Consider the following 25,768-nt stretch of genomic DNA (forward strand, 5'->3'; position numbering starts at 1 on the left):
GGTGGCGTGAACAGGACGAAGGGTGGCATGCGGGGGGTGGCGGGCGTGCGGGCCGCGGACGGCGTGCGCGATGCACCCGGCGGCGCGAATCTCCCCGCCCTGCGCAGTCACAACACCGCGCTCGTGCTCGACCTGCTGCGCACGGCCGGCGCCGACGGCATCAGCCGGCTCGAACTCGCCGAGCGCACCGGGCTCACCCCACAGGCGGTCAGCAAGATCACGGCACGGCTGCGGGAGGAGGGCCTCGCCGCCGAGGCCGGGCGCCGCGCATCCACGGGCGGCAAGCCGCGGACCGTGCTCCGGCTGGTCCCGGAGGCGGGGCATGCGGTCGGGCTGCATCTCGACCGCGATGAGCTGCGGGCCGTCCTCGTCGACCTCAAGGGGAGCGTGGTGGGGGAGCGGCGCACGCCCTTGAACCTGGGGGCGGGGGCCGAGGCCGTGGTGGGGGAGGTGGAGGAGGCGGTGGCCGCCGTGCTGGGGCCGGGTGCGGTGCCCGGGCTCACCGGTGTCGGGGTCGCGCTGCCGGGACCGCTGGACCATGCGCGCGGGGTGCTGCACCGCGTCACCGGGTTCCCGGAGTGGGACGGGTATCCGCTGCGGGCCGCGCTGGAGGAGCGGCTGGGGGTGCCGGTCGTCGTCGACAAGGACACCAACGCCGCCGCGCTCGGGCTCGCCGTCGGTCGTGGCGGCGGGGGCGGATCCTTCGCGTATCTCCATCTCGGCACGGGGCTCGGGGCCGGGCTGGTGATCGGCGGGAGCGTGCACCGCGGGGTGCGGACCGGGGCGGGCGAGTTCGGGCACCAGGTCATCCAGCTCGACGGACCGCCCTGCACCTGCGGCAACCGCGGCTGCATCGAGGCGCTCTGCCTGGGCGCCATGGCACGCGGCGAGACCGACGAGGCGGCGCGGGTGCTGGGCGCGGGCGCCGCGAATCTGGTCGGGCTGCTCGACATCGATGTGGTGCTGCTGGGCGGTCGTACGGTGGCTGCCGCGCCGGAGGCGTTCGTACGGGGGGTGGGCGCGGTTCTCGCCGGGCGCGCCCGGCGTGAGGGGGCGGGCGAGGGCGTGGTGCCGGTGCGGGTCGCCTCCGGCGGGGGGCGGGAGGTTGCCGAGGGGGCGGCGCAGTTGCTGTTGGCGCCGTTGTTCGGGCGGAGCGACGGGTAGGTCTGGCGGGGCCGGTTGCGGGTACGCGCGGGTTACGGGTACGCCCTTTCGTCGACGGCGGGGTGGCGCCGCTGGGACCATGGCGGCATGGAGACGCTCAGCAATCCGGAGATCCGCCGGGCCATCGCGTCCGGGCTCGGTGACTGGCGCAAGCTCGCCCAGCCGATCGCGGCGCGTTATCGCGTGGCCGGCCTCGCCGGTGCGGCCGCGTTTGTGGCGGCGGTCGCGGAGGTGCCGGTTTCCGCCGGGCAGGAACCGGAGATTCGGGTGGGGCGTGGGTTCGTGGACGTTGCGTTGTCGACCGTCGATGGGCGGGCCGGTGGGCGGTGGGTGACTCCGGACGATCTCGAACTGGCCCGTGCCATCAGCGGGGTCGCCCGGGTGCAGGGGCTGACCGCCGTGCCCGGGGAGGTGGCCCAGCTGGAGCTTGCGCTCGACACGGCCGACGACAAGTTGGTGGGGCCGTTCTGGTCGGCGCTGCTGACGGGTGAGGCCGGGCATGTCGTGGGGGATACGGTGCTGGATCCTTCCAACCGGGTGCCCAGTTTGTGGTTCCAGGGGACGGATCCTCATGAGAGCCCGCGTCAGCGGTGGCATCTGGATCTGTGGCTTGCGCCTGAGGTGGCCGATGCGCGGATCGCTGCGGCGGTTGCTGCCGGGGGTGAGGTGGTCGACGGGTCTCAGGCGCCGTCGTTCACGGTTCTTGCCGACCCGGATGGCAACAGGGTCTGTGTCTGCACGGCGCTGGATCGAGAGTGAGGGTCCTCCGGTTGTGGTCAGTCCGCGGGTAGTTCGTGGCTGGTCGCGCAGTTCCCCGCGTCCCTGAAGGGGCGCGGGTGGCGCCGCCGGTTGAGGGGCGGGTCGGCGTCGCACATCTCCGCCCGCGCCCCTGAAGGGGCGTATCCGGCGCCGCCAATCGGGGGCCGTATCGGCATGGCACACCCCCGCCCCCAGCCCCGCCCTCCATGCTCATGTGTTCATGCGACTGTGTACGCCCGCCTCCCTCTGCCTCGCGGCGGCAGCCGCCCTTCTCCCGGTCCCGGCGCATGCGGACACCGACGCCGTGTGCGCCGCTTCCGATGACGGCACCTTCCCCCTCACCACCCGTATCCACGGCGGGCCGGGCTCGTATGAGGCGGGCGGTGGTTTTGGCACCTGGTCTCTCGATCTCACGAACACCACCGACCGGTCCTGCTCCGGCATCCACCCGGTTGTCGTTCTCGTCGACGAGAAGCACGCCCTGAAGCCCTCGCAGCCCCGGCTGGAGTTCTACGACGGCCCGCAGCCTCGTCCCGTCCGCTTCGAGGCGACCGATGCCGATGAGCTGGTCGGCGCGTTCGGAGGCGATGGCGACGGCAGTGACGGCTTCCCCGGGTTCACCGTCGGCCCCGGCAGAACGGTCACCGTGAAGGTGAGGCTGGCGGTCACCTCGGACGCCGTGCCGAACGTGGTCACCGCCAACGCGGCCGTCGTACAACGGCATGAGGACGACGGCGACTGGGTCGGCCAGTCCAACGACTACCGCTTCGGCATCGACTCCGACCCGGCGCCCACCGCGGCGCCGGACCCCGAGGCCTCCGCACCGCCCACCGCCCGCCCCCTCCCCTTCGCCGACGAACTCGCCCGCACCGGCATCGGCACCCGGCCGGGCGCCCTCGCCGCCACCGTCGTCTTCCTGCTCACCACGGGTGGCGCGCTGTTCCTCGTACGGAGGCGCCGCTGAGCGCACCGCGCCCGTCTGCGACGATCCCTGCGTGGACTACCCGAACGACCAGCACCCCGCCGCCCCCGTCCGCTCCGGCATCCCGGAGCACGGCCGCATTCCGAAGTACTACGCGGTGAAGGCGCGGATCTCCGTACTCGTCGACGAACTCGGAGAGGGCGGGCTGCTGCCCACCGAGCGGGATCTCTCCGAGCGGTACGAGGTCGCGCGGGAGACCGTGCGGCAGGCGATCCGGGAGCTGGTGCTGGAAGGGCGGCTGCGGCGGCAAGGGCGCGGCACGGTCGTCGCGGGCCCGAAGCTGGAGCAGCCGCTGTCCCTGGCCAGCTACACCGAAGGCGTACGACGGCAGGGGCGCACCCCCGGCCGTAATCTCGTCACCCTCGACCGCTTCCCCTGCCCCGACGCGCTCGCCGCCGAGACCGGGCTCACGCGCGGCGAGGCCGTCTGGCATCTGGAGCGCGTGCTGCTGGCGGACGACGAGCGGGTCGGCCTGGAGAGCACCTACGTCGCCGTGGCCCGCGTGCCGCGCCTGGACGCCGACTTCGAGCCCGACTCCTCCTTCTACGCCTACCTCCATGGGCAGGGCATCGCCTTCGGGGACGCCGACGAACGCATCGAGACGGTGCTCGCCACCCCGCGCGAGGCCCTCCTCATCGGTACGCCGCCCGCGCTTCCCATGCTGCTGATCCACCGCGTCTCGCGGGACACGGGCGGCCGGCCGCTGGAGCGGGTGCGGACGCTCTTCCGGGGGGACCGGTTCTCCTTCACGACCCATCTCCGGGGCTGAAAAACACCCAATGTCTGCCGTCGCGGTGCGGGCGCTAGAAGTCACGAATAAATAACGGGTCTAGCCCAAATGTGATGACCGGTTCACGCTCTCGTTGTCAGCCGGACCCTTCCGGTTCCCCGATCCCGAGGAGCGTGGCCGTTGTGAGAGTGATAGTCGTCGGAGCCGGCGTGGTGGGCACCATGCACGCCTGGCAAGCAGTGGAACGCGGCCATGAGGTCGTTCAGATCGAGCGCGAGGCGGAGGCTCGTGGCGCCTCGCTGCGCAATTTCGGCCAGATCTGGGTGAGCGGCCGCGCGGGTGGCGAGGAGCTGGAGACTGCGCTGCGGGCGCGGGAGCTGTGGGCGGAGATCGGGGGCCGCGTGCCGGGCCTCGGCTTCCGGCCGAACGGCTCCCTGACCCCCGTCCGCGGTGATCTGGAGCTCGCCGTCGCCGAGGCCGCCGTCGCCCGTGCGGACGCCCCCGCCCGCGGCTACAAGCTGCTGACCCCCGACGAGGCGCGCGCCCTGAACCCCGCCCTCCGCGGCGAGTTCAGCGCCGCCCTGTACTGCGAGCGGGACGCGGCCGTCGAGCCGCGCACCGCCCAACTCGCCCTGCGTGCAGAGCTGTTGAAGTCGCCGAACTACACGTTCCTGCCCGGCAGGGAGGTCCGTGAGGTCATCGGGCGGAGCGCCGTCCGTGACGACCACGGCGACGTGCACGCCGGGGACGTCGTCGTCCTCTGCACCGGCGCCTGGCTCGGCGGCCTGGTCCGCGAGCTGGCCGGGCCCGAACTGCCCGTGCGCCGCGTACGCCTCCAGATGATGCAGACCGACCCGCTCGGCGAACCGCTCACCACCTCGGTCGCCGACGCGGACAGCTTCCGCTACTACCCGGCGTACACCTCCGAGGCCCTCGACGAGCTCAACGCCCGTCAGCCGCAGCCCGGGACGGCCGCGGACCACCGTATGCAACTGCTCATGGTGCAGCGCGCCGACGGCGGGCTGACCATCGGCGACACCCACGAGTACGAGCACCCCTTCGCCTTCGACACCCTCGAAGACCCCTACGACCACCTCACCGAGGTCGTCGAGTCCTTCCTCGGCCGCCCGCTGCCGAAGATCCGGCGCCGCTGGGCCGGGGTGTACGCGCAGTGCACCGACACGAGCCGGGTCGTGCACCGGCAGCAGGTGCGCGACGGGGTGTGGCTGGTCACCGGGCCCGGCGGGCGCGGCATGACCTGCTCGCCCGCAATCGCCGAGACGACCGCCAAGGAGCTGGGATGGTAAGCGACCCCGAGAACATCCCCGAGTACATCCCCGAGAACACCCCCGACGACATCCGCCTCGTCGTGCTCGACATGGCCGGTACGACCGTCGCCGACGGCGGCCTCGTCGAGCGTGCCTTCGCGGCCGCGGCGCGGCGCCTGGGAGCCGATCCCGACGCGATGCTGGACTACGTCCGCGCCACCATGGGCGAGTCCAAGATCTCCGTCTTCCGGCATCTGTTCGGGGAGGAGACGAAGGCCCAGGAAGCCAACACGGCCTTCGAGGAGGCGTACGCGGAGCTGGTCGACGGAGGGCTCGTCGCGCCGATCCCCGGTGCACGCGAGGCCATCGAGCAGCTCAGGGCCCGGGGCCGCACGGTCGCACTGACCACCGGCTTCGCGCGCACCACGCAGGACGCGATCCTGGCCGCGCTCGGCTGGCAGGACCTGGTGCCCCTGACGCTGTGCCCCGCCGACGCGGGGGGCCGGGGGCGCCCCTACCCCGACATGGTCCTCAGCGCATTCCTGCGGACGACCGCTGCGGACGGCGTCCGGCAGATCGCCGTCGTGGGCGACACCTCGTACGACATGCTCAGCGGGGTCCGTGCGGGGGCGGGCGTGGTCGCCGGTGTCCTGACCGGCGCACACGACGAGAACGCGCTGCGGGCGTCCGGGGCCACCCAAGTGCTGGGCTCCGTGGCGGAGTTGCCGGGAGCGCTCGCATGAGCAGCGGCATCCGCTTCGACAGGGTGACGGTCGCCTACGACGGGAACGTCGTCCTCGACGCGCTCGACCTCACCGTCGAACCCGGCGAGGTGATGGCCCTGCTCGGGCCGTCCGGGTCCGGCAAGACCACCGCGCTGCGGGCGGTCGCCGGGTTCGTGCGGCCCGTCTCCGGGCGGGTGTACCTCGGCGAGCGCGATGTGACCGACCTGCCGCCGCACCGGCGGGGGATCGGGATGGTCGTCCAGCAGTACGCGCTCTTCCCGCACATGCGGGTCGAGGACAACGTCGCCTTCGGGCTCAAGGCGCGCAAGGCCGCCAAGGGCGAGACACGGGGACGGGTCGCCGAGGCGCTGGAGATGACCGGGATGGCGGCCTACGCACGCCGCTACCCGCGGGAGCTGTCCGGCGGCCAGCAGCAACGCGTCGCCATCGCACGGGCGTTGGCCATCCGGCCCGGCGTACTCCTCCTCGACGAGCCGCTGTCCGCCCTCGACGCCCGGCTGCGCTCCGGAATGCTCGCCGAACTCGCCCGGCTGCACCGCGAGTTGCCCGACGTATCCATCCTCTACGTCACCCACGACCAGGTCGAGGCCCTCACCCTGGCCGACCGGATCGCGGTGATGGACCAGGCGCGGCTCCAGTCCTGCGGCACCCCCGAGGAGCTGTACCGGGCACCCGCGAACGAGTTCACCGCGTCCTTCGTCGGGAACGCCAACCTGCTCCCGGTGACGGTGAGTCCCGGCGGTGTGACCTTCGGCGGAGCGGAACTCGAGGTCGACACGGCGGGTGCCGTGGCCGGAGCGCGGGCGACCCTGTGCGTACGCCCGCACCTGGTCGGACTCGGCGACGGCCCCAACCGGCTCACCGGCACGGTCGGCGAGATCCAGTGGCGCGGCGCCACACACCGCCTCTACGTCGATGTCGACGGCCGGCAGATCATGGCCGACCTACGCGAACTGAAGACCCCACCGGGACACGGAGACACGGTCACCCTGCACTTCGCCCCGGAGGACGGCGTACTGCTGACGGCCGGGGTGAGCGGGGATGGCTGATCAGGCAGGGTTCAGCACCAGCGCCCTGAAGGGGCGCGGGGAACTGCGCGACCAGCCCCAACGGACCCGCAGACAACCCACGACAAATCGCGGCACTACCTGGCTCTGGACCCTACCCCCCGTCGCCCTACTGGCCCTCGTTTTCCTCTACCCCCTCGCCCTGGTCGTCCAGCAGTCCTTCCAGCCGGACACAGGCGGCACCTCCATCCAGCCCTACACCGACGTGTTCGCCTCGGAGGCGTTCCGCGAGGCGCTGTGGACGACGGTGTGGCTGGCGCTCGCGTCAACGGCCGGATGCCTGGCCCTCGGATTCGTCCTCGCGCTGATCATCGCGTTCGTGCCGTTCCCGGGAGCGAGGGCGGTGTCGAAGTTCATCGACGTCTTCCTCTCCTTCCCCTCCTTCCTGATCACGCTGGCCCTGCTGTTCATCTACGGCTCGGTCGGCATGGCCAACGGACTGTGGACGGACGTGACGGGCGCGGCAGCGGGGCCGTTCCAGTTCCTCACCACGCCCTGGGGCGTACTCCTCGCGGAGATCACGTACTTCACGCCCTTCGTGATACGACCGCTGCTCGCGGCCTTCTCGCAGCTGGACACCGCCCAGCTGGAGGCGGCCGGTTCACTGGGCGCGCGGGCGCCGCGGATCATCCGGCGGATCATCCTGCCGGAGGCGCTGCCCGCACTCGCCGCCGGCGGCAGCCTCGTCCTCGTCCTGTGCCTCAACGAGTTCGGCATCGTCCTGTTCACCGGGGCGAAGGGCGTCACGACCCTGCCGATGCTCGTCTACAGCAAGGCGATCCTGGAGTCCGACTATCCGGGCGCCTGTGTGGTCGCCGTCGTCAACGTCCTGATCTCCGTGGGGCTCTACGGCCTCTACCGGGTGGTGAGCCGCCGTGCTGGTGCATAGCCGCAAGGCGAAGTGGACCGTATGGGCGGTCTTCTTCCTTCTCTTCCTGCCCCTGTTCGCCCTGCCGCTGCTGGTCGTCCTCGGCGCGTCGTTCGCCACCCACTGGTCGAGCACGCTCCCGTCGGACCTCACCCTCGCCAACTACCGTGCGGCAACGCGCGGCGAGGCCCTCCAGGCACTCACCACCAGCCTGGTCACCGCCCTCGCCGCCAGCCTGCTGGCGCTCGCCGCCGGCGCCTGGGCCGCGCTCGCCGCGGCGGCGCTGAAGCAGCGGTACCGCAGGATCATGGACGCCCTGTTCGTGCTGCCGGTGGCCGTGCCCTCGGTGGTCGTCGGGCTCGCGGTCCTGGTGGCGTTCTCCCAGCCGCCGTTCCTGCTCAACGGCACCCGCTCGATCGTGATCCTCGCCCATACCGTGCTGGTCACCGCGTTCGCCTACCAGTCGGTGTCCGCCGCCCTCACCCGTCTCGACCCGGCGTACGAGCAGGCTGCCGCCTCGCTCGGTGCCCGGCCCGCCTACGTCCTGTGGCGGGTCAGGCTGCCCCTGCTGCTGCCCTCCCTCACCGCCGCCGCCGGCCTCTGCTTCGCCCTGTCCATGGGCGAGCTGAGCGCCACGATGATGCTCTATCCGCCCGACTGGACCCCGCTTCCGGTCCTGATCTACGCGGCCACCGACCGCGGCGCCCTGTTCGTCGGCTCCGCCGTCGCGGTGGTTCTGATGGCGGCGACGCTGCTCGTCCTGCTCGTCGTGTCCCGCGTCCGCACCAGAGCCTCGTACCGCTGAACCCGCCGAATTCCCGCCACGCCCCGCTGACCTGCAAGGAGTTCACCTCGCCATGCGCCGCAACAGAATCGTCCCGATCGCCGCCCTCTGTCTGCTCGCCGCCCCGCTCACCGCCTGCGGCGGGTCCTCGTCCGCCGCCGACGAGAAGGTCGTCACCGTCTACAGCGCCGACGGCCTCAAGGGCGAGAGCGGCGACGGCTGGTACGACCGGATTTTCAAGGACTTCCAGAAAGAGACCGGGATCAAGGTCGAGTACGTCGAGGGCGGCTCCGGCGAGATGGTGCAGCGCGCCGTCCGCGAGAAGAGCAACCCGCAGGCCGACGTGCTGGTGACGCTGCCGCCGTTCATCCAGCAGGCCGGCGGCAAGGGGCTGCTGGAGAAGTACGCGCCCACCGGATCCGACCAGGTCAACGGCGCCGACAAGGCGACCGACGCCACCTGGACCTCGGTCGTGAACAACTACCTGGCCTTCATCTACAACAAGAAGGAGCTGAAGCAGGCCCCCACCACTTGGGAGGAACTGCTCGACGCCGACTACAAGGGCAGGCTTCAGTACTCCACGCCGGGCGTCGCCGGGGACGGCACGGCCGTCGTCATCAAGGCGATGCACGACTTCGGCGGTGAGAAGCCGGCCATGGACTACCTCGGCAAGCTCCAGTCCAACAACGTCGGCCCGTCCTCCTCCACGGGCAAGCTCGGCCCCAAGGTGGACAAGGGCGAGCTGATCGTCGCCAACGGCGATGTCCAGATGAGCTACGCCATGTCCCGCACCATGCCCAACGTCGGCCTGTGGTTCCCGAAGACCGCGGCCGGCAAGCCCACCACGTTCGCCCTGCCCTACGCGGCCGGCCTGGTCACCGGCGCCCCGCACACCGAGAACGGCAAGAAGCTCCTCGACTACATGCTGAGCCCGAAGGCCCAGCAGCAGGTCAGCGAGATCGGCGGGGGCTTCGCTGCCCGCCAGGACGTCAAGGCCACCGACCGGACCGCGATCGCGCTCACCAAGATCATGGAGGACGTCGAGATCTTCGAGCCCGACTGGAACGACATCGACAAGAACCTGTCGAAGTACGTCGACGCTTGGAAGTCGGCCACAGGCAGCTGACCAACCCTGGTGGCGCCAGGGGCGTTGCGGGTGTTGCCGGCTGAAGGGCCACGGGCCCTCACCCGCGTACGGCGGGAAGGGGACGCGTCGGGGGGTGTCCGCCCGCAGCGGCCGGCGTCAACACACGGCACCTTCCAAACACCAGCAACCGCCGGACCGAGGACGGACACCCCCCGGCGCGGCCCCGCCCCACAACGCACCGAAGGCGCGACGCGCCCCCACTCAGCGGCACAGGCCGCCGCAGGCATCCCGGGTGCGACGACCGCCGGTACTGGGTGATCGACGGGGTCAGGATCACGCAGGCTTGATTAGGGTGGAGGCGTCGGTACGCCGTGGTTCCGGCGCCGCCTTCCGCTCTTCCCCGCACGACGCCTGGAGACCGAGCAACATGCCAGACCGCAAGCCCATCGAGTCCTGGCTCACCGACATGGACGGTGTGCTCATCCACGAGGGCGTACCGATCCCCGGTGCCGACGCGTTCATCAAGAAGCTGCGTGAGTCCGGGAAGCCCTTCCTGGTCCTCACGAACAACTCGATCTACACCCCGCGCGACCTGCACGCCCGGCTGCGCCGGATGGGGCTCGAAGTGCCGGTCGAGTCCATCTGGACCTCGGCGCTGGCCACCGCCCAGTTCCTGGACGACCAGCGGCCCGGCGGCTCGGCGTACGTCATCGGCGAGGCGGGCCTGACCACCGCGCTGCACGACATCGGCTACATCCTCACCGACCACGAGCCCGATTACGTCGTCCTCGGCGAGACCCGGACGTATTCCTTCGAGGCGATGACCAAGGCCGTACGGCTCATCAACGGCGGCGCCCGCTTCATCTGCACCAACCCCGACGAGACCGGCCCCTCCACCGAGGGTCCGCTCCCGGCGACCGGCGCCGTCGCCGCGCTGATCACCAAGGCGACCGGCAAGAAGCCGTACTTCGCGGGCAAGCCGAACCCGCTGATGATGCGCACCGGGCTCAACGCGATCGGCGCGCACTCCGAGACCAGCGCGATGATCGGCGACCGCATGGACACGGACGTGCTGGCCGGCATGGAGGCCGGGATGCAGACGTTCCTGGTGCTCACCGGGCTGACCCGGCCCGAGCAGGTCGAGGACTTCCCGTACCGGCCGTCGAAGGTCGTCGACTCGATCGCGGACCTCGTCGACCGGATCTGAAACCGGGCACCCGCGCAATCCAACTCGGACGGAGTAGCCCGGCCCCGCTGAAGATGCGGGGCCCGGCCCCGGGGAGGAGCCTCCTGAGTACTGGAGGTTCACGATGGGTCCACTGAAAGCCACTCTCTGTGCCGGTGCGGCGATCTTCGCGGCGCTCACCCCGGCGGCCCATGCGGCGGACGGAGGCGGCATCTCGGTGACCCCCACGTCCCCCGCCCCCGGCAGCGACATCTCCCTGACGGCCACCGGCTGCGGCGGCGCCACCGGCACGGCGGTCTCGGCGGCGTTCGTCGCCGACGCCCGGCTCACCGGCGCGGGCGGCACGCTCGTCGGGGAGACCCGCGTGAGCTCATCGATCACGGCGGGGACCTACGACGTGCAGGTCACCTGCGTCGGCGTACAGGGGAAGGCCGCCCTCACCGTCGTAGCGAAGACGGAGCCGCAGACACAGACGCATCCCCCGGCCTCGCTCGAGCCCACCTCTGCCGCCTCCTCGCCCGTGGCCCCCGTCCAGGCGGGCGGCGGCGGTACGGCCCGGCTCGCCGCCAAAGCCAAAGCCGAGGCCGAGACCGACAGCGATACCGACGAGGCCGGACCCGGTACGGGGCACGCGGTGACCGGGCTGGTCCTGGCGGGTGTCGCCGCGGTCGCCGTGGCGCTGCGCAGCGTCCGGCGGAGCCGTGGAACGGACTGACCGGCGATGTCCGAGCGCTCCTCGGGTACCGGCCGCCTCACGACGGGAGTGGTCTGGGCGGTGCTGCTGCTCGGGCTGTGGCTGTGGGGGCAGGAGGTCACCGACGTACGGCCCGGGACAGCGGCGCCGACCACGGGCGACGTGGCGGCGGTCGGCAGGCCCCCCGACGCCGAACTGCCGCCCGCGGCCAAGCCGTTGGGAGCCGCGCTGCCGCAGCGCATCGACATCCCCTACCTCGGCGTGCAGGCGCCCGTCGTGGCCCGCGGGCTGGATGCACAGGGTGCCGTCGATCCGCCGCCCTTCGACCAGGCCGGGGTGGTCGGCTGGTACGCGGGCGGCGCGAAACCGGGCGCCGCGGGCACGGCGCTCATGGTGGGGCACGTCGACACCCAGACCCGGCCCGCCGTCTTCTACAAGATCAGCGCGCTGAAGCCCGGCGAGAGGGTCCGTGTCATCCGGGACGACGGCAAGGTCGCCGAGTTCACCGTGGACGACGTCCAGGTCGTCACCCGCGACCACTTCGACGCCCACCAGGCCTACGGCCCACGCCAGTCCGGCCGGGCAGAGCTGCGCCTGATCACCTGCGGCGGCAGCTTCGACCGCGCGACCCGCAGCTACACAGCGAACGTGATCGTGTCGGCGTACTTGACTGACGCCGACCGGTGACGAGCGCCCCGAAGGGGCGCGGGGAACTGCGCGACAAGCCCCCACGGCGCCGCAGCCGACCACCGCCCCCTGGCGGCACCCCCCTCACGGCCCAACCCAGCGGAGCGACCCGGCCCGGTCGACGACCCGCTCCCCCCGAAGCCGTCGACCGGGCTGGTCCTCGACCGCGCGCGCTCGGGCTGCGGGAGTAACCCGGCGACGGCGCGGGAGGCTTGGAAACCACGGTGGGGGACGACTGGCCGGGGACTGGGGCCGTCGAGGACGACTCTAGAACGAAAAGCGTTGCCTGGCATAGGGGCTGATTGACGCCAAGTCCCGGACCCGTGGCACTGTGTCATCCACGCAGGTGGTGCGGGGTTCTACGCGGGTCCGTCGGCCGTCCCCTCGAACTCCCTGCGCAACTCGGCGTCATCCGCGACCCGTTCGATGACAGCGCTTGCCACCCGGTCCAGCGGAAGCCTGCGCCGGCGCGCGTACTGCCGCAGAGCCATGAACGCCTCGTCGGCCCTCGCGCCCCAGCGCTCCGCCAGCATCCCCTTCGCCTGCTCGATCCGCACCCGGCTCGACAGGGCTTCCTGCAACTGCCCGGCCAGCGTGCGGTACTGGGTGTACACACGGTGGTTCTGGAGCCCCACGGCGGCGGCGTCGGCGAGAGCCTGGGCCAGCCGCAGCTCCGTCTCCGCGGCGGGCCCGTCGTGCTCGGGCAGCGTCGGCACGAACACGTTCAGCGCGCCGAGCAGGGTCTCGCGGCGGCGCAGCGGCACCGCGAAGGTCGCCATGACGTCGTGCCGCAGCGCCCGCTCGGTGAAGTCCGGCCAGCGGGCGTCGGCGTGGGCGAGCCGGATGGAGACCGGCGGCACCGGCTGCCCGGAGCTGTAGCTGTCCAGACAGGGCCCGCCGCTGTGCTGGGCCTGGAGCAGGTCGAGGGCGATCTCCTGCTGCCGGCTGCTCCCGGCGAGCGACACCGCCCGCCCGCCGTCGATCAGCATGATCCCGGCCGCCCGCGCGGCCAGCAGCTCCACACAATGATCGGAGATCACCTGTAAGTAGCGCGTGGCCTCGAAGGTGTCGGTGAGCGTGTCCGCCGCCTCCACCAGAGCCTCTGCGAGCTGGATCTCCCGGCCGGTGTGGTGCATCCCCGCGCACTTCCCTTCGCCTGCCCGCGGGCCCCCCGGTTGGACGCACGCGTACCCAGACCATCGGGGGTGTAACAGCTCTCCGACAAGGCTCGGGGCGATCTCGTGGGCGCAGCGTGACGTATGTCAGGATTGAACCCTGGAACGGTGCGTGACGGTGCACCCAAGGGGGAGTTGGATGTACGGCAGCAGGGGGGTGGTGTCTTTGTCGGCCGGAACACGGGCGTCCGCAGTGGTACTGGGGGCGACGCTGCTGATCGCGGGGTGCTCCTCCGGGGACGGCGGGGAGGAGGAGACCGGCGACGCCGGTGCGAAGATCTCCCAACAGCCCAAGGAGAAAGACCCGTTCTGGGTCAATCCGGAGGGGAACGCGGCGGAGCAGGTCGCGACCTATGAGAAGGGCGGCAAGGAGGACGACGCCGAGCAGATCCGCAAGATAGCTCAGCAGCCGACGGGTGAGTGGCTCACTCCGGAGAGCGCCGAGCAGGAGGCGCGCGGCTTCACCGAGGCCGCCGAGAAGGCCGACCGGGACGCGCTTCTCGTCCTGTACAACATTCCGCACCGCGACTGCGGCCAGTTCTCCAGTGGCGGCGCCGCGGACGGCAACGCCTACCGGGACTTCATCGACCAGGTCGCCAAGGGCATCGGCGACCGCTCCACGACCGTGATCCTCGAACCGGACGCGGTCCTGCACCTGGTCGACGGCTGCACCCAGGACGAGTTCCACGAGGAGCGCTACGACCTTCTCAAGGGCGCCATCGAGAAGCTCAAGTCCCTCAAGAACACCAAGGTCTACCTGGACGCGGGCAACGCCGGCTGGGGCCACCCCGACCAGATCTTCGAGCCCCTCCAGTGGGCGGGCATCGACAAGGCCGACGGTTTCTCGGTCAACGTCTCGAACTTCTACACCACCGAGGACTCCATCGCCTACGGCAAGGAGCTCTCCGCGAAGGTCGGCAACAAGCCCTTCGTCATCGACACCAGCCGCAACGGAAACGGCCCCTACACCGAGGGCGACGCCGACGAACGCTGGTGCAACCCGCCCGGCCGCGCCCTCGGCGAAACCCCGACCACCGAGACGTCCGACGACCTGGTCGACGCATACGTCTGGGCCAAGCGCCCCGGCGAGTCGGACGGCGAGTGCAAGGGCGGCCCCAAGGCGGGCGAGTGGTGGCCGGAGTACGCACTGAGCCTGGCCAAGGCTTCCAACTAACGCCAGTTCCCCGCGCCCCTTAAGGGGCGCGGGGAACTGCGCGACAAGCCACGACGAACCCGCAGCCAAAGACGAAACCCGCGGCAGCGCTACGGCACTTGAACCCACTGCGCCTTACTGGGCGTACCTTGATCGTCGGTCACGAACAACATGTACCACCCCGACTGAACCAGGTTCTTGTTCTTCGGCACGGTCACCGTGATCTTGTCCCCGGACACCTTGTAGTCCAGCGCGATCGACCGCTGATCGACATCAGTGACATGCGTGGACGCGCTCGGCCGGATCAACCGCACCTTCTTGATCGTCGACGCATGCTGCGAGGTGAACGTCCCCGTCCCGCCGCGCTCGATGGTCTGCGGACCACCGGACAACGACGGCTGCGCATCCCGGTACAGATACGGCGGCGTGTAGATCTCGATGCGCTGCTCGAACTTCCCGGGCTTGGTGTCGGCCTTGTCGCTGTACAGCGAGTCCGAGCCGAAGAACATCACCCGGCCGTCGGGCAGCAGGATCGAGCCGGAGTGGTAGTTGCGGCCCACCAACGGGTCGGCGACGCGCTGCATGTCGCCGGTCGCGGCGTCGTACATATGCGCCTGGAGGATGTTGGAGTCGCCGCGGCCACGGTAGTCCTCGGAGCCGCCGGAGATCAGCACAGTGTCGTCCGGCAGCACGGACGCCTGCGGATACCGTGTGCCCTTCTCCAGTGAAGGCCCGTCCGTGAACGCCGGGTTCGCGTCCAACAGATCGATCAGCCGGGTCTTCTCACTCGACAGCTTGGACTCGCCGACTCCACCCCCACCGATCACCATGTACTTCTCGTCCTGCGCCGGCGGCAGCAGCACGGTGTTCGCGGTCTCCAGCTTGTTCGCGTCGCTCAGCCCGGGCAGCTTGGTGAACTTGTTGGTGTCCACGTCCCAGATGCCGGGGTCGCGCCCCACGTCGTCCGGCCCGTAGCCCGCGTTCGCACCCGAGTAGAAGATCTTGCCGTTCTGCATCAGGAACAGCGCCGGATACGTCGGGAACTGCCGGGTCTTCTTCGTGTACGTCCACTTCTTGGTCTCGGGGTCGAAGATCTCGTTCTTGCCCGGGACCAGCTGGCCGATGTCGTCGAGGCCGGAGACGCTGAGGATCTTGCCGTCGCTCAGGGTGGTGAGCGTCGGATACCAGCGGGCCTCGTTCATCGGGTCGACCTTGATGTACTTCTCGGCGATCGGGTCGAACTCGAAGGCGTCCCGGATGCCCTGGAAGTCCTTCTTGTCGAGCGCGAGCTTCTGCGCGATGCCGTAGGTGTTGCGGGCGGCGCCGCCGGTCAGGCCCTGGATCCGGTAGTTGTCCTGGGTGCCGGTCTCGTACTTGGCGCCCTTCTGCTGCGCCTCGACATAGATACGGCCAAGACCCGGGTCGTTGCGCAGGAACTCGCCGGTCGCCTTGTCGAAGACCTTCTTCGCGCGCGGCACCAGCACCGGGTCCTTGGAGACGAACGTCTTGCCGTTCTCCTTGCCGGTGAACTTGGTGCCCGCGGGCAGCGTGATCGGCTTGTCCGGGTTCTCGTTGTGGACGATCATCAGGCCGCCGGCCTTGGTGACGTCACCCTTCAGCTTCTCGTACCGCTTGGTGCCGCCCGCGATCAGCAGATTGCCGTTGGCGAGCTGGGTGTGGCCGGTGCAGAACAGGTCTTTGGGCGTCGGAACCGTCTTGATGGTGCCCTTGACGGGGTCCCAGATCCGGGTGTCGAACTTCTTCGCGTCGAAGTTGTCCTGGTCGTTGCCCGAGCCCGCGACGAGCAGCACCTTGCCGGTGCGCAGCAGCGCCGCGTGGATGGTGTTCTGCCGGTACTTCTCCGGGAACTCGACGATCTCCCACTTGCCGTTCTCGGCTTTGTACTCGGGTCTGTTGATCTGGTACTCGTGATATTTCTCGGTCCCGACGCGATACAGCCACGGCCCGTTCATCCCGGCCAGCGCGAGAACCACCGCCGTGCCTATCGCGAGTCGACGGACACGGCGGCGGCCGGCCTGGTCTTTCATTCCTTACGTCCCCCAAGTCCACCAAGGGCAATTTGCATGGTCTGGTCGTTGCCGCCGCCCGATGGCTGCTGGGCGGCGGCCCAACTGGGCTTCTGCTGCGGGGCGTGCGGCGCCGGCAGCGGCTGTGCCTGGTGCGGCACGACCGGCGCCGCGTCCTGCGGCTCCGGCGCGGCGGGCCTCTTCCTCTCCTGCCGCATCATGTACCGCCAGGCGAAGATGGGCGTGGCCGTGATCAGCATGGCGAAGCAGGCCCAGATGATCATCGCGGGGTGCGAGTGGCCGTAGACGAAGCCGGCGGTGATCGAGGCAGCGAAGATCAGGATGAAGTACCAGTGGTACCGGAAGGTTCCGAACCACCGGTCCGGGCTCGCCGAATCGCCCTTGGGTGTGACCACGAACTTGCTCTTCTTGCGGAGCATGGCGTCGATCAGCGCCTTCGCGTAGAGCGGCGCCGACAGCGCGGACATCACCATGCCGGCCACACCGCCGGAGCCCTCGGGCTCGTGCGGCGAGACGTTGTGGCGGCGGTTCCAGACGTACAGGCCGATCTGGAGGGCGGAGGCGTTGCCGTAGAGCATCAGCCACACGGTCGGGTCGATGTTCACACCCGAGGCGCCGAGGCCCAGGAACAGCGCACAACTGATCGCTGCCAGGATCCAGTTCAGTGCCGACATCGGGTAGAAGATGATCATCATCGTGTAGTTGAAGAGCTTGCTCGGCGGCAGCGAGTAGAAGCCCTTCCAGTACTGCTTGAGGATCGTCTCGTACGTTCCGCGCGACCAGCGCATCTGCTGGGTGAAGAAGTCCGTCCAGGCGCTCGGGCCCTCACCGACGGCGAGCACGTCCGGCGTGTAGACCGAGCGCCACTTCTTCCCCGTCGCCGGGTTCTTGTGCCGGTGGATCTCGAAGCCGGTCGCCATGTCCTCGGTGATCGAGTCGTACAGACCGCCGATCTGCTTCAGCGCCCTGATGCGTACGGCGTTGGAGGTGCCCACGAACATCGGCGAGCCGTAGCGGTTGCCGGCGCGCTGGATCAGGGCGTGGAAGAGGAACTGCTGGGACTCGGCGGCCTTGGTGACGAACGTGTCGTAGTTGCCGTAGACCTGCGGGCCGATGACGAAGCCGACGTCCGGGTCGCGGAAGAAGCCGAGCATCCGCTCCAGGTAGTTGGGCAGCGGCACATGGTCGGTGTCGACGGAGGCGAAGAAGTCGTAGTCGCTGCCGTGCGCGTCGAGCCAGGCGTTGTAGTTGCCGTGCTTGGTCTTGGCGCGGTGCGGGCCCTTGGCCTGGTTCCACTTGGCGACGCCCTTGCGGGAGAAGTGGTGCACGCCGAGCCGGGCGCAGACCTCCTTGACCGCCGGGTCGTCGCCCTCGTCGAGCAGCCAGACATGCATGAGGCCCCGGTGGCGCAGCTTGACGGCCGCCTCCAGGGTCTTCGTCACCATCTCCAGCGGCTCCTTGCCGGGCACGAAGGAGGTCAGGAAGGCGACTCTCGTGCCGGTCTCGGGCACCACCGGGATGGGGTCGCGGGCGACCAGGGTGGCGTGCGCGTTCGACACCACGTTCATGCAGCGGAAGAACTCGATCAGGCCGATCGAGACGAGCATCACGATGTCGAGGGCCGGCAGGAAGTCGTACGCCGGGTAGTCGCGCACGGTCCAGTGCTCCGGCTGGAGCAGCCAGGCGAGCAGGACCAGCGAGAGCAGCGGCGCGGCGATCAGCATCAGCGCCACTCTGAGGCGGTGCGGCTCCTGTGAGATCAAGGAGCGGTACTGCACTCTGTAGGGCTTGTTCGCATCGGGTTGTGTGAGGGGTCCCGCCAGCCGGCTGTAGTGCTCGTAGTCGTACTTCGGCAGCGTCTTCTTGATTCGGCGGAATGCGCCGGTCCGATGCGATGGCACCCTGAGCTGGGTCGTCTGTGACGGGTCGAAGTTCTGCCGGGCGCCCGTCGGCGTCGACGTCATGAGTCATCCCCCCACACGCGGATCAGCGCGTGTCTGTCGGTTCCTTACACCTGCTCCGGTCCCCCTAGACCTTCACAGGCGTATCAGTAGTGGACCGCTGTCACCACATCTTCCACATCACTAGACATGGAACAGCGACCTTCCGGTTGCATGATGCCCCCCTCGGCATCGCCTCATGAACGGGGCCCCTCTCCCCGCGCCAGCCGGCAACCGGCTTCTTGCCCCCCAAGTGCCGCGAATCCGCAGCATCTTGAAAAACAGGGTTCTACGGCGTTCATCATGATCGCAAGATGCGAAACGCGGTGTTTACCGGTCATACGCGTTCATTGTGGCAGCTGTGAGGGGCTTGTGGACCTCGCGTGGGCGGACGAGCACGACTGTTCGACGACGGGGGCGGGGCGGGAGCCGAGTATGCGAAAGGCCCCCGCCTGAGCGGGGGCCCTGCTGTCGTGCGCCGCCAGGGACTCGAACCCCGGACCCGCTGATGCTGCATTCCCCGGGGGATAACCCCCGGACCCCCAGCCGCCCCTGTGGCATCGAGGAAAGCCTACCCAAAAGGCGAGGCCCCCCGCTCTCGCGAAGGGCCTTCACTGTCGTGCGCCGCCAGGGACTCGAACCCCGGACCCGCTGATTAAGAGTCAGCTGCTCTAACCAACTGAGCTAGCGGCGCCTGCTGACCTGCACAACTTTACCCGACGCCGGAGGGTGCTCCGGACCGCGGGCGCCCCGGGCGGCCGGGGCCCGGCGGGGCCCGCGTACATCATTCGGACCGTCAGCATGCGCGTCGGGAAGACAGTTGAGAAACTGATCAACGTACACAGACGCGGACATTTCCATCTGGAATGTGAGGGGAATCGCATGACGACTCCGGTATTCGAGGAGTTCGATCCCGCGAGCGACTGCGACTGCCCGGGATGTGTTCACTGGCGGCGGGTCCTGCCGCATTCCGCGGCCGGCCGCGGAAGCGGTCACCCGGCAGCCCATCGCGCGCTGGTCGTGGCCGCCGCGGCGCTCGTCGCGGGGCAGGCGGCACCGGCTGTCGCCACCCCGCACGCAGCCCACCGGCCGGGCGTTGTCGCAGGTGAAGAGCCCGACAGCCCGCAGGGCGACAAGGGGCCGCTGCACGGTGCGGGCGTCTGGCCGGCGAAGCCCGCCGCCGGGGAAAAGGTGCCCAAGACCACCCGGGCGGAGATCATCAAACGGGCCAAGAAATGGGTCGAGGCGAAGGTGCCGTACAGCATGAGCCGCTACTGGTCCGACGGATACCGGCAGGACTGCTCGGGCTTCGTCTCGATGGCCTGGAAGCTGCCGGGAAACGAATGGACCGGCAGTCTCGACCAGTACGGGGTGCGGGTTTCCAAGGACGGTCTGCTGCCCGGCGACATTCTGCTGTTCCACAACCCGGCGAACCCGGAGAACGGCTCGCACGTCGTCATCTTCGGCGGCTGGACCGACTACACGCACACCTCCTACATCGCCTACGAGTCCACCCGCCCGTTCGCCCGTAAGCGGGCGACCCCCTACGCCTACTGGAGCCATTCCGACCGCTATCTCGCCTACCGCTACAAGGGGCTGGCGTCAGGCGCGGGGGGTGGGAAGCCGAGCGCGCCCGACGCGACGCCGTACCCGGGAGTGGCCTACTTCGGTCCCGGCGCCAACAACAAGTACGTCACCGAACTGGGCCGCATGCTCGTCAAGCGCGGCGCCGGCCGCTTCTACTCCTCGGGTCCGGGCCCGCGCTGGACGGACGCCGACACCAGGGCGACCCAGGCCTTCCAGCGCGCCCAGGGCTGGAGCGGCGCCGACGCGGACGGGCTGCCGGGGCAGGAGACCTGGGCGCTGCTGGTCAACGGCCGGGGCAAGGACATCACCGCGGGGGCGGCCGGACCGGCCGCCCCCTCCTCTCACGGGGTGCCCGGCTATCCGGGGCGGGCGATGTTCCGGCCGGGTGCCGACAACAAGTACGTCACCCAGCTCGGCCGGCAGCTGGTGAAGAAGGGGTTCGGCAAGCACTACCCGGCCGAACCTGGTCCGCGCTGGGGCGAGGCGCACCGGCGCGGCGTCGAGGCCTTCCAGCGCTCCCAGGGCTGGCGGGGCGGCGCGGCGGACGGCCACCCGGGTCCGGAGACCTGGCGGCGGCTGTTCGCCTGACCCAAGGCCGCCCATCCCACTGTTCTTTCGCATCTGGCGCATCTGGCGCGGAGGCTGGAGGCACCCATGACCACGACGACATCGCACGCACCCGATTCCGAGGATCCGGTCGAGGGCGACCCCCGGCCCGCCCGGCTGATCCGGAACGAGGCGACCACCGAGATCCCCGTCCACCTGCTGTTCCGCGACGACCCCGACCCGGTGTCCGTACCGCTTCGGCCCGCCGTCGTGGGCCGTCGGCAGGGCACGGGCGAGCAGCCGCGGCTGCGCCGTCCGGCACCGGCGAAGGCCCGCCCGGTGCCGGAGGTGGACCCCGCCCTGGCCGAGCGTCCGGCGCGGGTGCTGCCCGGTGTGGTGGGAGTGCTCGCCGGGGGGGCCGGGGTGGCCGGATCTGTTCTCACCTCGTGGTGGGCCGGCGCGTTGCCGCCGCCCGTGACGGCGGCGCTGGGGCTGCCGGTGACCGCGGGCGCCGGGCTCGGGCCCGTGCAGTGGGCGGCGTACGCCGGGGCCGGGGCCCTCGGTCTGTTCGGGTTCGGCGGGCTGGCCCGGGGGCGGACCGGAGGGGCCTGGGTGCTCGGCCTGTTCGGCCGCTACCGGGGGACCGTCCGGCGTACCGGCCTCATGTGGGTCAACCCGCTGCTGCTGCGGCGCCGGGTCGACGTACGGCTGCGGCACTGGCGCAGTGAGCCGATGCCCGCGGCCGACGGGAGCGGGATCGCGCTGCGGGTCGTCGTCCTCGTGGTGTGGCGGGTGCGGGACACCGCGCGGGCCACGCTGGCCGTCGAGGACCACGAGACGTATCTGCGCGAGTGCGTGGAGGCCGCGCTCGCCCGGGTTCCGGTGGAGATGCCGGGCGCCGCGAAGCCGTCCGTGGACGCGGCGGCCGACGTGCTGACCCGGCTGGTCGGGGTGGACGCGACGCCGGTCGGCCTGGAGGTGTTCTCGGTGCAGCCGGTGCGGGTCGAGTACGCCCCCGAGGTCGCCCCCGCCATACACCGTCGCCGGATCGCCGCGCTGGACGCCCAGCACCGGGCGAGCGTGCTCACGTCGGTCGTCGACTCGGTCGAGGACACGGTGACGCGGCTGACCATGCGGGGGCTGGTGGACCTCGACGACTACGAACGCAAGGTGCTGGTGAAGGACTTGACGGTGGCGTTCTGTTCGGGGCGTGGGGAGAACGGGCCCTGAACTGTGTCCTGAATGAGTTCCCCGATTGGTATGGACATGTTCAAGTGATCGCAATAATCTGAAACTTGGTCTAGACCTGCACAGCTCAGTGAACTTCCCCCACGTTCTCCGGGAGCGGCAGTATGCGTAACAAGACCAAGTTGTCCGCGATCGCTGTGGGCCTCGCCACAACCGGAGCCCTCGTGCTCTCCTCCGGCGGCGCCAGCGGCCACGGCTACACCGACCTTCCCATCAGCAGGCAGAAGCTCTGTCAGAACGGCTCCGTGCCCAACTGCGGCTCCATCCAGTGGGAGCCGCAGAGCGTCGAGGGCCCGAAGGGCTTCCCGGCGTCCGGTCCCGCGGACGGGCAGATATGTAACGGCGGCCTGGGCCAGTTCGCCCAGCTCAGCGCACCGAACGCACCGTCCGGCGGCGCCTGGCCCACCACCAGGGTGTCGGGCGGTCAGAGCTACACGTTCCGCTGGCAGTTCACCGCCATGCACGCCACGACCGACTTCAAGTACTACGTCACCAAGGCGGGCTGGAACCAGAACCACAACCTGGCCCGCTCGGACCTCAACCTCACCCCGTTCTTCACCGTCCCCTACAACGGCCAGCGCCCGCCGCAGACCCTCTCGCACAGCGGCACCCTGCCCGGCGGTCTCAGCGGCCACCACGTCATCGTGGCCGTCTGGACCATCGCGGACACGTCCAACGCGTTCTACGCCTGCTCCGACGTCACGTTCTGAGCTTGGCTTGAGCAAATCAGACATCCCCCACGGGTACGTTCCCCCTACGCCGACATGACCATGACGGCGTAGGGGAGCTCTACTCGACCTCGGGGGAAGTGCCATGGACGTGATCTTCTACGCCGTACCCAGCCTGATCATGGCCGTCGTCCTCTTCCTGGCCTACCGCGTGCTGTACCGCTGGTGGCAGATCCGCAGTGCCTGGAGCAGCGGACTGACGGCGGAGGGGCGGTGTCTGCGGTCGTACACGACGGTGCACGGCGGCGGCAACGACACGTCCGTGCGGACGACAATGCACCACGTCTACGAGTTCACCACCCATGACGGCCGGCCCGTCCGCTTCGAGGAGGAGAACGGTCCGGGGACCATCCTCGAAGGCGACTTCGTCACCGTCTACTACACCGACGGCCAAGAGGTCGCCGCCACGGCCCATGCGCCCCGCCGGGCCAAGCATGCGGCGGCCACCTTCGGGATCCTGGCGTTCCTCGGAGTCGCCGTGGTGTTCTGCGTCGGCTTCATGGTCACCTACAACCAGATGTCCGACGGCTTCGGGTTCGGGTTCGGGTTCGGCGAGGACGTCGACGACACCACCGACACCGTCGTCGTCGACGGTGTCACGCTGACCCCTTCACCCTGACCCTCCACATCTGATGGCCCATCAACTACCGTGCGCGCCCATGGAGTCCAGGGCGCGTACGGTCGCGGAACTCGTAGCCGGGCGGTGGGGCGACCACCGGCCGGGGCTGTGGTTCGAGGAACGGACACTCACCCACCACGAGACGGCGGCCGGGGCGGCGGCCCGTGCGGCGCTGCTGGCCGATCTGCTGCCGGCGGGCGCGGAGCCGCATATCGGGGTGCTGCTCGACAACACCCCTGAATACCCGCTGTGGTTGGCAGCCGCCGCCCTCGCCGGCGCGGCCGTCGCCGGGATCAACCCCACCCGTCGCGGCCCCGAACTCGCCCGCGACATCCTGCACACCGACTGCCGGATCCTCCTCACCGACAGCACCCGCCTCCCGCTCCTGGCCGGCCTCGAACTACCCGGCGTACGCGTGCTGCTGACCGACTCGCAGGAGTACGACGACCTGCTCGCGCCCTACGCCGACGCCCACCCGGACGCGTCCAGGGCCACCCCGGACGACCGTCTCCTGCTGTGCTTCACCTCCGGCTCGACCGGCGCCCCCAAGGCCGCCATCTGCTCCCAGGGCCGCCTGGCCGCCGCCGGACACTCCCTTGTGAGTCACTTCGGCGTGCGCCCGGACGACGTGCACTACATCTGCATGCCGATGTTCCACGGCAACGCGGTGATCGCCGACTGGGCGCCCGCGCTGGCGGCCGGGGCGGGGGTGGCGCTGCGGCGGCGGTTCTCGGCGTCGGGGTTCCTGGCGGACGTACGGCGGTACGGGGCGACGTACTTCACGTATGTGGGGCGGGCCGTGCAGTACATTCTCGCCACCGAGGAGCGGCCCGACGACCGGGACAATCCGCTGCGGCTCGGGTTCGGCACGGAGGCGGGGGCGGTGGACGCGGCGGCCTTCGAACGGCGTTACGGGGTGCGGCTGGTGGAGGGGTACGGGTCCTCGGAGGGCGGGGCGGCGGTGCAGTGGACGCCGGGGACTCCGGCGGGGGCGGTCGGGCCGGCGACACCGGGGCTCGCGATCCTTGAACCGGACGGCGGCAAGGAGTGCCCCGCGGCCGAGTTCGACGGCGCCGGGCGGCTGCTCAACGGGGAGCAGTCGATCGGCGAGCTGGTGAACCGGGGGCCGAACCCCTTCGAGGGCTACTGGCGCAACCCGGAGGCGGACGCGGCGCGGCTGCGGGACGGCGCGTACCGGACCGGCGACCTCTTCTACCGGGACGCCGACGGGTTCCTGTACTTCGCCGGGCGGATGGACGACCGGCTGCGCGTCGACAGCGAGAACCTCGCCGCCGCGGTGATCGAGAACATCCTCGCCCGGTACGAGGGGGCGGATGCCGTCGCCGTGTACGCGGTGCCGGACCCGGTGACGGGTGACCAGGTGATGGCGGCGATCTCCGGGGACTTCGACCCGCTCGACTTCGCGGAGTTCCTGGTCGCCCAGCCGGATCTGGGGACGAAGATGGCGCCCGGATTCGTACGGGTCGTGGAGCGGATGCCGGTGACGGCGACGAACAAGATCCATCGGGCGAAGCTACGGAAGGAAGGGTTCCGGTGCGCCGATCCCGTGTGGTGGCGGCCGACGGGGGAGTACGCGTACCGGAGGCTGACCCAGGCAGACGTAGAAGGGCCTCTCGCTCCCACGAGAGGCCCGGCTTGTGGGGGTGTGGGTGGCGAAGCCCCCACCGCGCGCGGCGCAGCCGCGCAGTAACAGTGATGGCGAGGCTGGTTCGCGCTTTCCGCGAACATGCCTCGCCATCGACATCGTGCGCCGCCAGGGACTCGAACCCCGGACCCGCTGATTAAGAGTCAGCTGCTCTAACCAACTGAGCTAGCGGCGCATGACCCTCGCCGACCGCGTTTTTGTGCCTCGCGGCGGCGACGGAAAAATATTACCCGGTCCTCAGGGGTGCTCCTGACCAACGTCAGATGGCCAGGGAGAGCAGCACCGGGGCGGCGTTGCGGTTCAGCGCGTCAGCCGCCTGCTTGAGCCGGTGGGCGTGCTCGACGGGGAGTGAGAGGGCGAGGCAGCCCACCGCGGCGCCGGCCGTGATCGGGACGGCCGCGCAGACCGTGCCGACCGCGTACTCCTGGAGGTCGAGGTGGGGCACGGTGGGCGGCTGGGCCTCGAGCCGGGAGAGCAGCAGCCGGTCGCTGGTGATGGTGCGCGAGGTGAGGCGGGGCATCTTGTGCCGGGAGAGATGGTCCCGGCGGCCGTTGTGGTCGAGCTGGCCGAGCAGGCTCTTGCCGATCGCGGTGGCGTGGGCGGAGAAGCGGAAGTCGACCCATTCGTTGACCGCGGGGGTGGTGGGGCCGTCGGCGTACTGGGTGACCCTGATCTCGCCGTCGACGTACCGGCTGATGTAGACGGCGGCGCCCACCGAGTCGCGCAGCCGGTCGAGGGTGCCCTGGAGCTTCTCGCGCAGGGCCTGGTCACGGCCGTGCGCGGAGGTGAGGCGGGCGAGGGCCTCGCCGGTGACATAGGCGCCGTCGGCGATCTGCTCGACGTATCCCTCGCGGCGCAGCATCCGCAGCAGTGCGGTCAGCCGCTCGGGGTCGAGGCCGGTGTGCCGGACGAGCTCGGCTTCGGTGACCCCGGCGGATTGCCGCGCCACCGTCTCCAGCACGCGCAGGGCGTCCTGGGCCGAGTGGTTCGGCGCGGTCGGCTCGGTCGGCTCGTGCTTCAGCGCCACGGTGATCCC

The 25,768-nt window shown here is 70.3% G+C and carries 23 protein-coding genes and 2 tRNA genes; 19 read left to right on the top strand and 6 right to left on the bottom strand.

Features of this window, described 5'->3' with window-relative positions:
• Positions 1 to 27: 27 nt before the first annotated feature.
• From KCH87_RS33545 to KCH87_RS33605, 13 genes are all read left to right on the top strand, one after another.
• Positions 28 to 1,164 carry an ROK family transcriptional regulator gene (locus KCH87_RS33545; RefSeq protein WP_210591390.1) on the top strand — a complete coding sequence of 379 codons (1,137 nt, stop codon included), beginning with the start codon at positions 28 to 30 and terminating at the stop codon, positions 1,162 to 1,164.
• Positions 1,165 to 1,251: 87 nt separating this feature from the next.
• Positions 1,252 to 1,923: a VOC family protein gene (locus KCH87_RS33550; RefSeq protein ID WP_210591039.1), complete on the top strand. Its 672-nt coding sequence runs from the start codon at positions 1,252 to 1,254 to the stop codon at positions 1,921 to 1,923.
• Between the two features lie 214 nt (positions 1,924 to 2,137).
• Positions 2,138 to 2,887, top strand: coding sequence for a hypothetical protein (locus KCH87_RS33555; protein WP_210591041.1), 750 nt, complete (start codon positions 2,138 to 2,140; stop codon positions 2,885 to 2,887).
• A gap of 31 nt (positions 2,888 to 2,918) precedes the next feature.
• Positions 2,919 to 3,674, top strand: coding sequence for a GntR family transcriptional regulator (locus tag KCH87_RS33560; RefSeq protein ID WP_210591043.1), 756 nt, complete (start codon positions 2,919 to 2,921; stop codon positions 3,672 to 3,674).
• Between the two features lie 143 nt (positions 3,675 to 3,817).
• Complete coding sequence (locus KCH87_RS33565; RefSeq protein WP_210591045.1) at positions 3,818 to 4,942, top strand: TIGR03364 family FAD-dependent oxidoreductase; 1,125 nt, start codon at positions 3,818 to 3,820, stop codon at positions 4,940 to 4,942.
• Positions 4,936 to 5,646: a phosphonatase-like hydrolase gene (locus tag KCH87_RS33570; RefSeq protein WP_210591047.1), complete on the top strand. Its 711-nt coding sequence runs from the start codon at positions 4,936 to 4,938 to the stop codon at positions 5,644 to 5,646. The genes KCH87_RS33565 and KCH87_RS33570 overlap by 7 nt, the downstream gene beginning before the upstream one ends.
• Positions 5,643 to 6,698, top strand: coding sequence for an ABC transporter ATP-binding protein (locus KCH87_RS33575; protein ID WP_210591049.1), 1,056 nt, complete (start codon positions 5,643 to 5,645; stop codon positions 6,696 to 6,698). Before KCH87_RS33570 ends, KCH87_RS33575 begins: the two co-directional genes overlap by 4 nt.
• Positions 6,691 to 7,605 carry a 2-aminoethylphosphonate ABC transporter permease subunit gene (locus KCH87_RS33580; protein WP_247197214.1) on the top strand — a complete coding sequence of 305 codons (915 nt, stop codon included), beginning with the start codon at positions 6,691 to 6,693 and terminating at the stop codon, positions 7,603 to 7,605. The genes KCH87_RS33575 and KCH87_RS33580 overlap by 8 nt, the downstream gene beginning before the upstream one ends.
• Positions 7,592 to 8,389 carry an ABC transporter permease gene (locus KCH87_RS33585; RefSeq protein ID WP_210591051.1) on the top strand — a complete coding sequence of 266 codons (798 nt, stop codon included), beginning with the start codon at positions 7,592 to 7,594 and terminating at the stop codon, positions 8,387 to 8,389. The genes KCH87_RS33580 and KCH87_RS33585 overlap by 14 nt, the downstream gene beginning before the upstream one ends.
• A 52-nt stretch (positions 8,390 to 8,441) precedes the next feature.
• Positions 8,442 to 9,494, top strand: coding sequence for a 2-aminoethylphosphonate ABC transporter substrate-binding protein (locus KCH87_RS33590; protein WP_210591053.1), 1,053 nt, complete (start codon positions 8,442 to 8,444; stop codon positions 9,492 to 9,494).
• A gap of 388 nt (positions 9,495 to 9,882) precedes the next feature.
• On the top strand, positions 9,883 to 10,662 hold the full coding sequence (locus tag KCH87_RS33595; RefSeq protein WP_210591056.1) for an HAD-IIA family hydrolase: 780 nt from the start codon (positions 9,883 to 9,885) through the stop codon (positions 10,660 to 10,662).
• Between the two features lie 103 nt (positions 10,663 to 10,765).
• Complete coding sequence (locus KCH87_RS33600) at positions 10,766 to 11,356, top strand: hypothetical protein (protein ID WP_210591059.1); 591 nt, start codon at positions 10,766 to 10,768, stop codon at positions 11,354 to 11,356.
• Between the two features lie 6 nt (positions 11,357 to 11,362).
• Positions 11,363 to 12,022 (top strand): class F sortase, encoded by a 660-nt coding sequence (locus KCH87_RS33605; protein ID WP_210591061.1) that lies wholly within the window; start codon positions 11,363 to 11,365, stop codon positions 12,020 to 12,022.
• Positions 12,023 to 12,381: 359 nt separating this feature from the next.
• Here KCH87_RS33605 and KCH87_RS33610 read toward each other — a convergent pair whose 3' ends face one another.
• A complete protein-coding gene (locus KCH87_RS33610) occupies positions 12,382 to 13,158 on the bottom strand; it encodes a GAF and ANTAR domain-containing protein (protein WP_210591064.1) in 777 nt (258 codons plus the stop codon).
• Between the two features lie 178 nt (positions 13,159 to 13,336).
• Here KCH87_RS33610 and KCH87_RS33615 point away from each other — a divergent pair, with 178 nt between their 5' ends.
• Positions 13,337 to 14,371 carry a glycoside hydrolase family 6 protein gene (locus KCH87_RS33615; protein WP_210591067.1) on the top strand — a complete coding sequence of 345 codons (1,035 nt, stop codon included), beginning with the start codon at positions 13,337 to 13,339 and terminating at the stop codon, positions 14,369 to 14,371.
• Between the two features lie 89 nt (positions 14,372 to 14,460).
• Here the strand turns inward: KCH87_RS33615 and KCH87_RS33620 are convergent, their stop codons facing one another.
• The 3 genes from KCH87_RS33620 to KCH87_RS33630 all read right to left on the bottom strand — a co-directional run bounded on the left by KCH87_RS33620 (position 14,461) and on the right by KCH87_RS33630 (position 19,032).
• Positions 14,461 to 16,398, bottom strand: coding sequence for a kelch motif-containing protein (locus KCH87_RS33620; RefSeq protein WP_210591070.1), 1,938 nt, complete (start codon positions 16,396 to 16,398; stop codon positions 14,461 to 14,463).
• Complete coding sequence (locus KCH87_RS33625) at positions 16,395 to 18,362, bottom strand: glycosyltransferase family 2 protein (protein WP_210591072.1); 1,968 nt, start codon at positions 18,360 to 18,362, stop codon at positions 16,395 to 16,397. The genes KCH87_RS33620 and KCH87_RS33625 overlap by 4 nt, the downstream gene beginning before the upstream one ends.
• A gap of 596 nt (positions 18,363 to 18,958) precedes the next feature.
• Positions 18,959 to 19,032 (bottom strand) — tRNA-Lys (locus KCH87_RS33630).
• A gap of 188 nt (positions 19,033 to 19,220) precedes the next feature.
• On the opposite strand from KCH87_RS33630, the gene KCH87_RS33635 reads away from it, so the two are divergent.
• The 5 genes from KCH87_RS33635 to KCH87_RS33655 all read left to right on the top strand — a co-directional run bounded on the left by KCH87_RS33635 (position 19,221) and on the right by KCH87_RS33655 (position 24,777).
• On the top strand, positions 19,221 to 20,513 hold the full coding sequence (locus KCH87_RS33635) for a peptidoglycan-binding protein (protein ID WP_210591075.1): 1,293 nt from the start codon (positions 19,221 to 19,223) through the stop codon (positions 20,511 to 20,513).
• Positions 20,514 to 20,579: 66 nt separating this feature from the next.
• Entirely contained in the window at positions 20,580 to 21,701 is a 1,122-nt protein-coding gene (locus KCH87_RS33640; protein ID WP_210591078.1) for an SPFH domain-containing protein, read from the top strand.
• A 122-nt stretch (positions 21,702 to 21,823) separates the two neighbouring features.
• On the top strand, positions 21,824 to 22,429 hold the full coding sequence (locus KCH87_RS33645) for a lytic polysaccharide monooxygenase (protein ID WP_210591080.1): 606 nt from the start codon (positions 21,824 to 21,826) through the stop codon (positions 22,427 to 22,429).
• 103 nt (positions 22,430 to 22,532) lie between these two features.
• Entirely contained in the window at positions 22,533 to 23,066 is a 534-nt protein-coding gene (locus KCH87_RS33650; RefSeq protein WP_210591083.1) for a DUF3592 domain-containing protein, read from the top strand.
• Positions 23,067 to 23,106: 40 nt separating this feature from the next.
• The gene (locus tag KCH87_RS33655; protein ID WP_210591086.1) at positions 23,107 to 24,777 is read left to right on the top strand and encodes a long-chain-fatty-acid--CoA ligase; all 1,671 of its coding nucleotides are present in this window, start codon (positions 23,107 to 23,109) and stop codon (positions 24,775 to 24,777) included.
• A gap of 56 nt (positions 24,778 to 24,833) precedes the next feature.
• Here KCH87_RS33655 and KCH87_RS33660 read toward each other — a convergent pair.
• Both KCH87_RS33660 and KCH87_RS33665 read right to left on the bottom strand, forming a co-directional pair.
• A tRNA-Lys gene (locus KCH87_RS33660) sits at positions 24,834 to 24,907 on the bottom strand.
• Between the two features lie 84 nt (positions 24,908 to 24,991).
• Positions 24,992 to 25,759, bottom strand: coding sequence for an IclR family transcriptional regulator (locus tag KCH87_RS33665; RefSeq protein ID WP_210591089.1), 768 nt, complete (start codon positions 25,757 to 25,759; stop codon positions 24,992 to 24,994).
• Between the last annotated feature and the right edge of the window lie 9 nt (positions 25,760 to 25,768).

The organism is Streptomyces sp. GESEQ-35, assembly GCF_017948485.1.
Taxonomy (GTDB): Bacteria; Actinomycetota; Actinomycetes; order Streptomycetales; family Streptomycetaceae; genus Streptomyces.

Bases quoted from the DNA above. Each gene is read 5' to 3' on its own strand.
- KCH87_RS33545 (WP_210591390.1), top strand. From the start codon at position 28: ATGCGGGGGGTGGCGGGCGTGCGGGCCGCGGACGGCGTGCGCGATGCA.
- KCH87_RS33595 (WP_210591056.1), top strand. From the start codon at position 9,883: ATGCCAGACCGCAAGCCCATCGAGTCCTGGCTCACCGACATGGACGGT.
- KCH87_RS33590 (WP_210591053.1), top strand. From the start codon at position 8,442: ATGCGCCGCAACAGAATCGTCCCGATCGCCGCCCTCTGTCTGCTCGCC.
- KCH87_RS33605 (WP_210591061.1), top strand. From the start codon at position 11,363: ATGTCCGAGCGCTCCTCGGGTACCGGCCGCCTCACGACGGGAGTGGTC.
- KCH87_RS33620 (WP_210591070.1), bottom strand. From the start codon at position 16,398: ATGAAAGACCAGGCCGGCCGCCGCCGTGTCCGTCGACTCGCGATAGGC.
- KCH87_RS33650 (WP_210591083.1), top strand. From the start codon at position 22,533: ATGGACGTGATCTTCTACGCCGTACCCAGCCTGATCATGGCCGTCGTC.
- KCH87_RS33580 (WP_247197214.1), top strand. From the start codon at position 6,691: ATGGCTGATCAGGCAGGGTTCAGCACCAGCGCCCTGAAGGGGCGCGGG.
- KCH87_RS33655 (WP_210591086.1), top strand. From the start codon at position 23,107: ATGGAGTCCAGGGCGCGTACGGTCGCGGAACTCGTAGCCGGGCGGTGG.
- KCH87_RS33570 (WP_210591047.1), top strand. From the start codon at position 4,936: ATGGTAAGCGACCCCGAGAACATCCCCGAGTACATCCCCGAGAACACC.
- KCH87_RS33610 (WP_210591064.1), bottom strand. From the start codon at position 13,158: ATGCACCACACCGGCCGGGAGATCCAGCTCGCAGAGGCTCTGGTGGAG.
- KCH87_RS33575 (WP_210591049.1), top strand. From the start codon at position 5,643: ATGAGCAGCGGCATCCGCTTCGACAGGGTGACGGTCGCCTACGACGGG.
- KCH87_RS33640 (WP_210591078.1), top strand. From the start codon at position 20,580: ATGACCACGACGACATCGCACGCACCCGATTCCGAGGATCCGGTCGAG.
- KCH87_RS33615 (WP_210591067.1), top strand. From the start codon at position 13,337: ATGTACGGCAGCAGGGGGGTGGTGTCTTTGTCGGCCGGAACACGGGCG.
- KCH87_RS33625 (WP_210591072.1), bottom strand. From the start codon at position 18,362: ATGACGTCGACGCCGACGGGCGCCCGGCAGAACTTCGACCCGTCACAG.
- KCH87_RS33635 (WP_210591075.1), top strand. From the start codon at position 19,221: ATGACGACTCCGGTATTCGAGGAGTTCGATCCCGCGAGCGACTGCGAC.
- KCH87_RS33600 (WP_210591059.1), top strand. From the start codon at position 10,766: ATGGGTCCACTGAAAGCCACTCTCTGTGCCGGTGCGGCGATCTTCGCG.
- KCH87_RS33550 (WP_210591039.1), top strand. From the start codon at position 1,252: ATGGAGACGCTCAGCAATCCGGAGATCCGCCGGGCCATCGCGTCCGGG.
- KCH87_RS33645 (WP_210591080.1), top strand. From the start codon at position 21,824: ATGCGTAACAAGACCAAGTTGTCCGCGATCGCTGTGGGCCTCGCCACA.